This window comes from Trueperaceae bacterium (genome assembly GCA_023954415.1).
Taxonomy (GTDB): Bacteria; Deinococcota; Deinococci; order Deinococcales; family Trueperaceae; genus JAAYYF01.
The window spans coordinates 58,059-69,954 of record JAMLIB010000012.1; the positions used below are offsets into that span (position 1 = coordinate 58,059).

Sequence of the window (11,896 nt, forward strand, 5' to 3'; positions counted from 1 at the left end):
CCGACCGAGGATGTGTCATCGATACACTGCTCCGCTCGAGCGATCACTTGTGCGGGCAGCAAGACCTGGTCGATGACGCGATGTGACTTATGAACGGTACGCCTTGCCTGGGAAGGTCGGACCTCGCACGTATCTCACGCCTGGTCCCCTAGTACCGACCTTCACCAAGAGTCCCCGCGCCTGCAGGTCGCGCAGCATGTCTCTGGCCGTGAAAACATCGATGTCGAACAGCCTTCGCAATGTCTGGTTCGTGATGTGGTCGTACTCCCGCAGGTGTTGTATCACTTTGTCGTCCGCACCGTCAGCCATCCTCCGGTGGTACCTAACTGCTAAGCCGAGTCCAGTGAGTGCAGAAGTCGTTAGCACGTAGCGCGGGAACGGCTTGCTAGACGTACGCTTAGTAGGTTCGATGAGCGCCGACTTGTACATCCGATCGAGCGTGACCTGCGCTTCAGCGGGTGAACGTTGAAAGAGTGGAGCCATCGCCGCTGCATCGATGCTACGAGTCGTACAAAGCGCGTCCAACACAAGCAAAGCCTCTATGTCCGCTCCTAGTCCATCAGGAAGGCCGCCGTTCACGAAGCGTGCGAACGCATCGTTTCCTATCCCGCCCGGGACGAGGACCTCAACTGTCTCATCGGCGCTCGTGAAGATCGGAGGTTTCTTGCCGCCCTGGAGTAGGAAGCGGTAGGCACGGTCGATGCCTTGCCCCGCCCTCTCGGCGACCTGGAGTGCAGTGACTGCCTCCAGGAGCAGGCGGTTCCTTGGGGTTGATGGGTGGCTCAAGATGTTTCCCGTGGTCACACCGAACACCAAGCCGCCTGGACTCGTGATCTTCAACTGCTCTTCTGATTGTTCGACGTCGACAGATCCAGGCAGTTGGTAATCTCTATGAACGAAGGCGTTGACCACCAGTTCTCGTACAGCTTCCTTCGGGTAGTCCTGAAGCTGAAGTTGGACGCCGCCCGCAAGGTTCAAGGGACGGATTGACCTGCGAGTATCGACCGCATCGATGGCTTGCTCTACACCGGCAAGGAGCGGGCGAGCGGCCCGGAAGCGGGCGGTGGCCTCGGCACCAGGGAAGGGGCGGTACTGGTAGGAGTACCCGTACGTGGGTACGAGGTTCCTGAGATCCTCTTCCTCCCCGATCAGGAGCAGGCCCGCGCGCGTAAGCTCGCCGTTGGACCGCGTAAGGCGGAGATCACGAAGGATGGTGATGGAGTCCCGCTCCGCCAGTTCGTTACGGCCAGCTGCGCGCAACAGGCGTCTGACCCGCGCCATCTCCTCCTCTGCGTACTTCTTGGTACCGGCGGGTTCAGCGGACCAGTCGTAGTGGCCTCGGGCCGACAGCGCCTGGCGTTGTTGTTCTGGTAGGAACGGTTGACACGAGGTACCTACGCGCCTAGTCGCCGTCCCCCGCGCGTTGGAGTAGAGCGTGGCACCTACGGGTACGGTTACTGCTAGGAGGCGATGGCCCTTAACGACATGCTCCTGTACAGGCACGGACAACCCGGGCCTGGTCCGCTCGTAAACACCGGACACTACGACGCGTCTCGTCAACTTGGACGAGACGCCTATCAGTGCCGCAGTGCCCGGCATCTTGTCCGCAACGCCGACTACTATCGTTCCGCCTTCGGAGTTGGCCAAGCAGACGACAGCATCCGCGATGAGATCAAGAGTGCCTTTCAGGCTCTCGCGTTCCTCCTTGAAATCAAGCGTCTCAGACTCCAAGTCGCTGGCACGTGCGCCTTGGAGAATCGGGTTCATGAGATCCTCGATGCTTGCCACGAGATTGAGGATAGTTTGATAGGGCGTCGAGTGTCAACAGCATATCAAACTTTCTCAAACTCCATCGCGGTGACGTCATGTGCGCTCGTTTACCTCAACAGGCTCACTGACCAATAGACCCCGAGAAGGTCGCAGACCCTACCGACACCTCGCTCCGGAGCCAAGCTAGTTTGTCGTTGTTGGATTACTCAGCCCGAGCGATGACAACTTCCCATGCCGCGAGCTGCGATCGGGCGCTAACCCATGCCTAACCCTCGCTAAGACCCCATCGCAATCTCCGCCGAGAGTACGGTAGTCGCCGAGTACGTACCAGACGCCACGCCGGAAGAGGCGTACCAATCATCTGCAAAACGCCTCGTGGCAAACCTGCAGAATGCGTGATGAAAACGTTGCATAATGCCTTATGGCCCCCACCTACCGCCCAAGGCTTCTCGACCGTGCCCTGACGTCGCGTCTCGCGGCGGCCGGTGCCGTCGTGATCGAGGGAGCGAGAGGCACAGGCAAGACCGCGACCGCCATGCAACGGGCCGCCAGTTTCGCCTTCCTGGACACAGACGTAGACCTTAGGCGGTTGGTCGACGTAGACCCCACACTGGTACTCGAGGGACAGCGTCCCCGGCTTCTGGACGAGTGGCAAGTCGCACCGAAGCTCTGGAACCACGTCCGGAGGGCCGTGGATGAGGCCCGCTCCCCTGGCCAGTTCATACTCACCGGGTCAGCGGTGCCAGTCGATGACGCCACACGTCACTCCGGGGCGGGGCGGTTCTCCCGCCTGAGGTTGCGAACGCTCACCATGTTCGAGACCGGGCACTCGCCAGGAACGGTCTCCAGCGAGGCGCTTCTGGCAGGCGAGCCGGTCGCGGCCACGCCAAGCGACCTCAACCTTCGCGACCTCGTTGCTCGCATGGTACGCGGTGGCTTCCCCGGCGCGCTCGACCTCTCACAAGACGCCGCCCGCCGCTTCAACCTCGATTACCTCGACCAGATGTCACGGCTCGACGTCGAAAGCGACGGTCGTGTCGACCACGACCCGATCAGGGTGGCGGCGCTGCTGCGGTCACTCGCACGGAACACAGCAACAGAAGCGCGCGTCGCGACGCTGTTGGCCGACCTTGCCGGAGAGGAACCCAGCGCATCGCGCAGTACTATCGAGGCTTACCTGAAGTCGCTCAGGCGTGTGTTCCTCCTAGAAGAACAGCCGGCTTGGTCTACTGCGCTGCGTTCGGCAGCGAGGTTGAGGAAGGCCCCGAAGCGACACCTCGTCGACGTCGCACTCACAGCGGCAGCGCTCGACGCCGACGAAGCACGCCTGTTGCGAGACCCGAACTCGCTTGGGCTGATGTTCGAATCGTTCGTCTTCCAGCACCTGCTCACGTACTTCGACGGGCTTGACGCCACCGTCTTCCACTACCGCGATAGCAACGGACTCGAGGCAGACGCTATCGTCCAAGTCAGGTCCGGAGCGTGGTTGGCGATAGAGGTGAAGCTCGGCACCGGGCAGATAGACGCCGCGGCCGAGAACCTACTGAAGGTGCAAGGGCTGGTCGCTGGGATCTCGCCCGCTGCGCTCGTTGTCGTCGTTCCCACCGGTTACGCGTACACGCGCCCCGATGGAGTGCGCGTCGTGCCGTTGTCGCTGCTCGGCCCGTGAGCCCGGCTGTGAACATAAGCGCCGTAAATCGGATGCCGCGCTGGTACGCTCTCACTCGTAGATACCGGTCAGGTGACGACGTTCGGGCGAAACCACAGAGAACAGCGTCGCCTGCTCCCCCACGTATCGCCACCTCGAGTAGAAGCGGATCGCAGATGGCATCGGCACATGGGTCACAGGAACAACTCCGTTGGCGTCGCACCGTTCGCCCGGAGCCGATCACGAGTTCGTCGTTGTTGGGTTCTCCAACCCGAGCGATGACAACTCCCCATGCCTCGAGCTGCGATCGGGCGCGTACCCATGCCTAACCCTCGCTACGACCCCATCGCTATCTCCGCCGAGAGTACGGTGGTCGCCGAGTACGTACCAGACGTCAAGCCGGAAGCGGCGTACCAATCAGAGGCGGCGCTGGAGCGCGAGCTGATCCGGCTTCTCGAGTCACAGGCGTACGAGCACCTGAAGCTGACGTCCGGGGAACAACTCGTGGCGAACCTCCGCTCCCAGCTCGAAGCGTTGAACGGCCTCACGTTCAGCGATGGCGAGTGGCAACGGTTCTTCACCGAGAAGATCGCTGGCAGGAACGACGGCATCGTCGAGAAGACCGTCCGGCTTCAGGAAGACCATGTGCAGCTCCTCGAGCGTGACGACGGCACGAAGAAGAACGTCACGCTGCTCGACAAGCGGAACGTCCACAACAACCGCTTGCAGGTAGTGAACCAGTACGAGGCCGCCAGGGCGGACCGGGCCAACGAACACTCGACCGGCGCCCGCTACGCCAACCGCTACGACGTCACCATCCTGGTCAACGGCCTACCGATGGTGCACGTAGAGCTCAAGCGGCGCGGCGTGGACATCCGTGAGGCGTTCAACCAGATCGACCGGTACCAGCGCGACAGCTTCTGGGCCGGTTCTGGGCTGTTCGAGTACGTACAGCTGTTCGTCATCAGCAACGGCACGCTGACGAAGTACTACTCGAACACCACGCGCAGCCAACACCTCAAGGAAGGCCAGGGGCGGGGTAAGGGCCGTAAGACCTCCAACAGCTTCGAGTTCACGTCGTGGTGGGCGGACGCTCAGAACAAACCGATACAAGACCTCTCGTCGTTCGCGAAGACCTTCTTCGCCAAGCACACGCTGCTCAACATCCTCACCCGCTACTGCGTGCTCACCGCCGACCGGCTGCTGTTGGTCATGCGGCCGTACCAGATCGTGGCGACCGAGCGGATCTTGCGCAAGATCGCGATCGGGACCAACTACCGGCGGCTCGGCACCGCCGACGCGGGCGGTTACGTGTGGCACACCACCGGCTCGGGTAAGACCCTCACCTCCTTCAAGACGGCGCAGCTCGCCACCCAGGTGACGAGCGTCGACAAGGTGTTGTTCGTGGTCGACCGCAAAGACCTCGACTACCAGACGATGCGGGAGTACGACCGGTTCCAGAAGGGCGCGGCGAACTCCAACACCTCGACAGCCGTGCTCAAGGCGCAACTCGAGGACCCTGGCGCGCGGATCATCATCACCACGATCCAGAAGCTCGCCACTTTCATCAAGGCGAACAAGGGACACCCCGTCTTCGCCGGGCACCACGTCATCATCTTCGACGAGTGCCACCGCTCGCAGTTCGGCGACATGCACACCGCCATCACCAAGGCGTTCAAGCGCTACCACCTGTTCGGCTTCACGGGCACGCCCATCTTCACCGCCAACGCCCCGACTGGCGGCAACCCGCGGCTGAAGACCACGCAGCAGGCCTTCGGCGAGCGGCTGCACACCTACACGATCGTCGACGCCATCACCGACAAGAACGTGCTGCCGTTCCGGATCGACTACGTCAACACCGTGAAGAGCGGTGACTTCATCGACAAGGACGTGGCTGCCATCGACAGGGAGAGGGCGCTGCTCGCTCCCGAACGGATCGCCCAAGTGGTGCGCTACACACTGGAGCACTTCGATCAGAAGACCAAGCGCTCCTCGACCTACGACCATTGGGTCGTGGCGAACGTCGGCCAGGCAGTGCGTGGCCGCCGGCGGGCCGAAGAGGTCCGTGAGCGCAAGCGTGTGCGCGGCTTCAACGCCATCTTCGCGACGGCGTCGATCGAGGCCGCCCGCCTTTACTACGACCAGTTCCGGGTCCAGCAAGCGCAGCTTCCCCTGGAGCAGCGACTGAAGGTCGGGCTCATCTACTCGTTCGGGGCCAACGAAGCCAATGATGACGGCTTCCTCGATGTGGAGTCGTTCGACGCCGACCAGCTCGGGGCCGACGCGCGCTCGTTCCTTGACGGGGCGATCCGGGACTACAACGAGGCGTTCAGTACCAGCTACGACACCAGCGACGATCGCTTCCAGAACTACTACAAGGACCTCTCGCAGCGGCTGAGGAACCGCGAGCTCGACCTGGTCGTCGTGGTCAACATGTTCCTCACAGGCTTCGACGCCACCACGCTGAACACGCTCTTCGTCGACAAGAACCTGCGTGCCCACGGTCTCATTCAGGCGTACTCGCGCACCAACCGCATCCTGAACTCCGTGAAGACCTACGGCAACGTCGTCTCCTTCCGCAACCTCGAGGACGAGACGAACTCAGCGCTTGAGCTGTTCGGCAACAAGGACGCCCGCGGGGTCGTGCTCCTGCAGCCGTTCGGTCACTACTACGAGGAGTACGCGAAGAAGGTCGGCGAGCTCTTGGCGTCCTTCCCTCTCGGCGCGCCCATCGTCGGGGAGAGTGCGCAGCAGGCGTTCGTCGGGCTGTTCGGGCAGGTCCTACGGCTGGAGAACATCCTCACCGCGTTCGACGACTTCGCAGGCTGCGAGATGCTCAGCCTCCGCCAGGGCCAGGACTACCGCAGCGTCTACCTCGACCTCTACACCGAGTTCCGCAAGGAGGGCGGGGCGGACAAGGAGTACATCAACGACGACCTCGTCTTCGAGATCGAACTCATCAAGCAGGTCGAGATCAACGTCGACTACATCCTCATGCTGGTGCAGAGGTTCCGCGAGCGCCACGGCCACGGCCAAGACGTTGAGGTCCGCGCCGAGATATCGCGCTCCGTCGACGCCAGCCCCACGCTGCGCAGCAAGAAGGACCTCATCGAGACGTTCATCGACTGCGTGTCGGTCGACGGGCGCATCGACGACGAGTGGCAGGCCTTCATCGCCGCCAAGCGCGAGGCCGAACTCGACACGATCATCGCTAGCGAGGAGCTACGCCCCGACGAGACGCGCGAGTTCCTCGCCCGGGCGTTCGAGGACGGAGCGCTGCACACGAGCGGCACAGCCATAACCGAGGTGCTGCCGCCTGGGCGGCGGTTCGGCGGCGGCGCGAACCATGGCGAGAAGAAGCAGAGGGTGATCGAGAGGCTCTCCAAGTTCTTCGAGAGGTTCTCCGGGCTGTGAGAGCGGTGGACCCCGCCTGTTGGACATCTCCTCTCGGTTCTTAGGTCCTATCACAGGTTCATGACCTGCTCTTGGGGTTGGGGGATCGTCCGCAACGGTGTCGTTGCCGGTGGGGGCGACTGCCCGCGCGCCAGGGCTCCGGCACGTTTCGGCGCGGCCGTTGCTAGTGAACCGCTACCCCGACCGCGGCGGCGGCCCATCACCGCGCGTCCTCGGGATAGAGCGGGAACACCTCGAACGTGGCGCCGCGCGCCCACTCCTTCCAGAGGTCGGCTTCTGCACCCAGGTCCTCATCGTCGTCGTAGTCGACGGCGCTGAAGAGCATGAGTAGCATCGTCTCGTTACTCGCGTCGTAACCACCGCTGCCCATGATCTCGTCTGGCTCCGTCGCTGGCCAGTCCGCCGGGTCGCCCCCGAAGAAGCCGTTGTACCAGGCGCACGTGCCGCGGTAGTCGGACACGTTGACGCCGATCTTGTTGTCCATGCGGTAGTCGACGTTCCCGTTGCCCGTGCGGAAGTGGTAGTTCGGGTTTCGCGGGTCGCCGACGCCGCCCATGCCCACGATGCTGACGACGTACCCGTACGCCTTCGGATCGCGCGGGAAGCGGAGCAGCATCTCCACGCACGGGTACGTCTCGCCGGAATCGTACATGTCGGCTGGCGTGGCGCCGCTGTTGACCTCGAGGCGCGGGTCGATCACGCGCGTGTCGCCGCGTACCAAGGCCGCCATGCGAGCTATCGGCTTGGCGCCGGCCGGGATGCTCGTTGCGCCCTCCGGCACCTCGAACACTTCCACGCTCACGTTGTCACGGTCCGTGTCCTGGATGTTCGCGGGCGAGTTGTGGAAGTACCAGACCTCACGCTCACGGGTGTCGAGCACCTTCGCGTCGGGAAGCAGCAGGTCGCTGAGGAGCCCGTAATCGCCCGTGGTGGTCCACCGGTAGCGGTAGTTACCGCTCGTGGCGCCCTTCGGCAGCACCGTGAACTTCACGGAGGACTCGTCCCTCGTGACGACGCCCTCGGACGGGGAGAGCGCGAACAGGGCCGGCGCCGAGACGGCGGACCACGCGACCTCCGGCCAGGAGGCACTCAAGTCGTACATGACCTTCCCGACGTCGGTACCCACCAGCACAGCCTGGACGACCGCCAGTATCGCCGTGGCGCTCGCCCGCGCAGTGAGGCGCGCCTCCAACGCGTCGATAGACACCTTGTTCTGGGCACTCTCCCCCAGCGCGTCGCGGATCATGTTCGCCATGTCGAGCCGATAGGCGCTGTTCTCCACCATCTCCTGCAGCACGAACTTCATGCCCTGCACGTAACCGGTGGGCCCGGCCTTCAGGTAGACGCCCAGGCCCATCAGGTGCTTGTCGTAGATGAGGCGCACGCGCTCGCGCATCTTCGAGAGCCTCGCCGCGTCGAGCTGCGCCATGTTGCCGAGGCCGTACACCTCGACGAGCGGCACGAGGATCTGGTCCAAGAAGAGGTCCACCGACTTGTCAAGCGCGATGTCGTCCCAGGCGTCATGCTCGCCCGCGAAGCGCGGGTCGGTCATGATAGGCGAGCTACCGCCTGCCACGCTCGGCCCCACCAGCACGAGTTCGTAGTGCGTGCTCTTCGCTCCTTCGTGGCCGACGAGGCGCAGGGGCTCGCTCGTCTCCGGCACCCACGGGGCGTCGAAGGTGACCGCGTCCCAGAGCGCGTTCATGAGCTCCAGCTGATCGGTGGCCGGAACGTCGACCTGTTCGACGAGCTTGGGCGGGCTCACCTCGGTCTCCGCACCGTCGAGGTCCTCCCAGCTCACCTCGTAGGCGAGCAGGGCGGCGGGGCGGCGGTAGGAGTTCTGCGCCACGACACCCGGGCCAACGATGGCGCCTAGTTCGTGCTCCCTGGGGCGCTGAAGCGGGTCGGCACAACCACTGCCATATCATGTACAATTGACATGTACAGGAGGTGGATGGTGCGTACAGTCAGCGTAAGCGAAACCCGCGAGAACCTCGCCGAGTTACTTGCCGCCGTTGAAGGTGGTGAGGAGATCGTCATCGTCCGCCGCCAACGCCCGGTCGCCAAGCTCGTGGCAGTCGACAAGCCTATGACGGCCTTCCTCGACCGCAGCGAACTCAGGAGCGAGATCCCGCCTATGCAACACCCCGCCGTCCAGACCGTCCGCGAACTTCGCAACGACGAACGGTACTGAGTGCTGTACCTGGACACTAGCGCACTCCTGCCGTACTACCGACAGGAAGCGCACAGCCCAGCGATACAGCGACTCCTCTTGCGGGGGGACCGGCCCGTTCTGATCAGCGACCTGACACGCCTCGAGTTCGCAAGCGCGCTCTCACGCTGGGTCCGCATGCACGAGGTCGAAGAGCGCCACGCCCAACGCTTGAGCCGCGCGTTCGACGACGACATCAAGGCGAACCGCTACACCCTGTGCCGCAACACTCTCGAGCATACGGACCTCGCACGACAGTGGCTCCTCGCACGCAACACCTCACTACGTACACTCGACGCCCTTCACCTCGCCTGCGCGGCCACCGAAGAGGCGATCCTCGTGACGCTCGACGGCGCCTTACATGCCGCCGCCATAGGCCTGGGCATCAAAGTCCACGACCTCTAGGGTCACGCCGTCGCCCCGTACTTCTCGGCCTGCAGCCACCACAGCTCCGCGTACTCGCCGCCGCGCCTGAGCAGCTCGGCGTGGTCGCCCTCCTCGACGAGCTTGCCGCCGCGCAGGACCACGGCCCGGTCGGCCATCTGCACGGATGCCAGGCGGTGGGTTATCAGGATCACGCTCCTGCCGCGGCTGAGCCGCGCGAAGCGCTCGAAGAGCTCGTGCTCGCTGCGCGGGTCGAGCGCCGCGGTTGGCTCGTCGAGGATCAGGAGGGGCGCGTCGCGGTAGAGCGCCCTGGCGATGGCGACCTTCTGCCACTGCCCGCCCGAGAACTCCGTGCCGCCGAACTCCTTGCCCAGCCCGTGGTCGATGCCGCCGCCCAAGGACGCGACGAGGGCGCCGAGGCCGGCGTCGGTCAGCGCGCGCGCCACCGCCTCGGTCTCGCCTTCGCGCGGCGCCGCGCCTAGGGTCACGTTCTCGCGCAGCGTGTAGTCGTACCTCCCGAAGGCCTGCAGCACGGCGCCCGCCTTGGCGCGCCAGGCGTCCACGTCCAGCCGGCGCAGGTCGACGCCGTTGACCGTCACCCGCCCGCCCGTCGGGTCGTAGAAGCGCAACAGGAGCTTGACGAGCGTGCTCTTGCCGGCACCGTTCTCGCCCACGATCGCCAGCGCCTCGCCCGGCCGGATCAGGAAGCTCACGTGCTCGAGGGCCGCGCGGCCGTCCGGGTAGACGAACGACACGTCTTCGAAGGCGACAGTTAGCGGCCCCTCCAGAATCGGGAGCGGCTCGGCCGGCTGCCTCACTTCCGGGAGAGTGGCCATGAACTCGAAGTACTTCTCGAAGAAGAGCACCCTCTCGAACAGGGCGCCGACGCTCTCGTTAAGCGCGAACACCTCGTTCTGCAACTGCCCCAAGCCCTGGGCCACCACGACGATGCCGCCGAACGACAGCGTACCGCGGCTCGCCCGCAGCACCGCCCAGGCGAACAGGCCGGCCGTCACCACCACGGAGAAGGCGATGCTAGGCAGTCCACCGAGCGCCTGGCGGCGGCGGACAACGTGCATGGCCTGGTGGGCCCTCGCGAAGCTGGCGGCGTAGCGTTGCCGCAGCCAGGGCAGCAGCCCCTGAAGCCGCACCTCGGCAGCATGCTCCACGCCGAGGGCCACTCGGCTGTCGTACTCCATGCGGCGCGCCTCCGGGCTACGGCCGAGCAGGGCGTTCCAGCCGACCTCGCGGAGCTTCAGAACCGAGCGCCCGTATGGGACCGAGGCGAGGACGATCGCGATGGGCACCCACCACGCCAGTGTCGCGAGCACCACCGCTAGGCTGACGATCGCCACCACGCTCCGGGCGCCGTAAACAGCCAGAGTGAGGATGTTGAGTGGCCGATTGCGGGCGCCATCGCGCAGGAGGAGCAGGTCGTCGTGGAAGCCGGGTCGCTCCAACGCGTCAAGGCCCTTGAGCGCTCTTGCTCATGAGGTCTAGGTTCACCTTGGTGGTGAAGAGCTCGGCGACGTCGCCCTGGAGCAGCTGCACGAACGGAGCGACCAATTGACTGATGGCGATCGAGCCCGCCCCCGGCCCCGCCGGCCTCGCATGCCACAATGCTGCCGGGACGCGTCGACGCTCATCGAGCCAGAACGCCGATCGCCCCTTGGGAGGCGGTCGTGAACACGACCACGAAGCAGCAGACCACCATCGCGTCACTGTTCGCACTGCTGCTCGGCTCCGGCATGACCGTGATCCTGCACGAGGGCGCGCACTGGGTGACCGGCGCCGCGCTCGGCGTGCCGAGCAGGCTGTACTCCTTCGCGGTCGATCACGGCAGCGGCATGACACCGTCTCAGACGGCCCGTTCCGACGGGGGCTGGTCGCGCGCTCGCACCGGTAAGGCTCGGGCAGCAGGAGGAGGCCGACGACTCGTCGGACACGGGAGACCGCGGCACCAGGCACCCCTCTTCTGAGATCCAGGAAGTGAACCAAAGTTAGCCGCTAACCTTCGTCAAGCCGGGTGGTCAGCGAAAGTTATTCGACAACCTTAGTCGAGACCATAGACTGCTTGGGAGACCTTGGCCCGCTCCGGGCACCGGGACCGACCGCCATCTGCGGTGCCACGGACGCCTCGTCAGGCGCAGCTTACGGTCGGACCTGCAGGACCCCCGGGGGCGGACGGGCGACTCGTTCCCTCGACCGAGGGCGAGGCGCGCATCCGCCCGGCAGGGTATATCGAGTGGCATGAGCGACAAACACCCCCACGAGGACGGCGCCTCGGACGAGCGCCTCGCCGAACTGCTCGCCGCCAAGACCCGGCCGGCGGAGGTGCGTGACACATACCTGGCCGCGCACCGTCTCGTCAGGGGCGCCCTCTCCGACGTGCGTTGGAGCACCGATCTCGTCGACGTCGCCACCGGCTACGGGGCGCACCAGTACGGCTACGGCGGCTGGGGCATGGC

The 11,896-nt window shown here is 64.8% G+C and carries 9 protein-coding genes; 6 read left to right on the forward strand and 3 right to left on the reverse strand.

The genetic code is table 11. The features are described 5' to 3' along the window. Window positions 1-87: 87 nt before the first annotated feature. Window positions 88-1,788, reverse strand: coding sequence for a putative DNA binding domain-containing protein (locus M9914_13295; GenBank protein ID MCO5175150.1), 1,701 nt, complete (start codon window positions 1,786-1,788; stop codon window positions 88-90). A 403-nt stretch (window positions 1,789-2,191) separates the two neighbouring features. Here M9914_13295 and M9914_13300 point away from each other — a divergent pair, with 403 nt between their 5' ends. Together M9914_13300 and M9914_13305 are read left to right on the forward strand one after the other, a co-directional pair. Then, window positions 2,192-3,439 carry a DUF4143 domain-containing protein gene (locus tag M9914_13300; GenBank protein MCO5175151.1) on the forward strand — a complete coding sequence of 416 codons (1,248 nt, stop codon included), beginning with the start codon at window positions 2,192-2,194 and terminating at the stop codon, window positions 3,437-3,439. A 300-nt stretch (window positions 3,440-3,739) separates the two neighbouring features. Then, window positions 3,740-6,832: a type I restriction endonuclease subunit R gene (locus tag M9914_13305; protein ID MCO5175152.1), complete on the forward strand. Its 3,093-nt coding sequence runs from the start codon at window positions 3,740-3,742 to the stop codon at window positions 6,830-6,832. Window positions 6,833-7,031: 199 nt separating this feature from the next. Here M9914_13305 and M9914_13310 read toward each other — a convergent pair whose 3' ends face one another. Continuing rightward, a complete protein-coding gene (locus tag M9914_13310) occupies window positions 7,032-8,681 on the reverse strand; it encodes a hypothetical protein (GenBank protein MCO5175153.1) in 1,650 nt (549 codons plus the stop codon). 90 nt (window positions 8,682-8,771) lie between these two features. Between M9914_13310 and M9914_13315 the strand changes: the two genes are divergently transcribed. Both M9914_13315 and M9914_13320 read left to right on the forward strand, forming a co-directional pair. After that, window positions 8,772-9,026, forward strand: a complete 255-nt coding sequence (locus M9914_13315) for a type II toxin-antitoxin system prevent-host-death family antitoxin (protein MCO5175154.1) — start codon at window positions 8,772-8,774, stop codon at window positions 9,024-9,026. Beyond that, entirely contained in the window at window positions 9,027-9,449 is a 423-nt protein-coding gene (locus M9914_13320) for a type II toxin-antitoxin system VapC family toxin (GenBank protein MCO5175155.1), read from the forward strand. Window positions 9,450-9,451: 2 nt separating this feature from the next. On the opposite strand, the gene M9914_13325 is transcribed toward M9914_13320, so the two are convergent. After that, complete coding sequence (locus tag M9914_13325) at window positions 9,452-10,888, reverse strand: ABC transporter ATP-binding protein/permease (protein MCO5175156.1); 1,437 nt, start codon at window positions 10,886-10,888, stop codon at window positions 9,452-9,454. Between the two features lie 222 nt (window positions 10,889-11,110). Here M9914_13325 and M9914_13330 point away from each other — a divergent pair, with 222 nt between their 5' ends. Further along, the gene (locus M9914_13330) at window positions 11,111-11,407 is read left to right on the forward strand and encodes a hypothetical protein (protein MCO5175157.1); all 297 of its coding nucleotides are present in this window, start codon (window positions 11,111-11,113) and stop codon (window positions 11,405-11,407) included. Window positions 11,408-11,678: 271 nt separating this feature from the next. Continuing rightward, a partial coding sequence (locus M9914_13335; GenBank protein ID MCO5175158.1) for a hypothetical protein occupies window positions 11,679-11,896 on the forward strand: 218 nt, incomplete at its 3' end.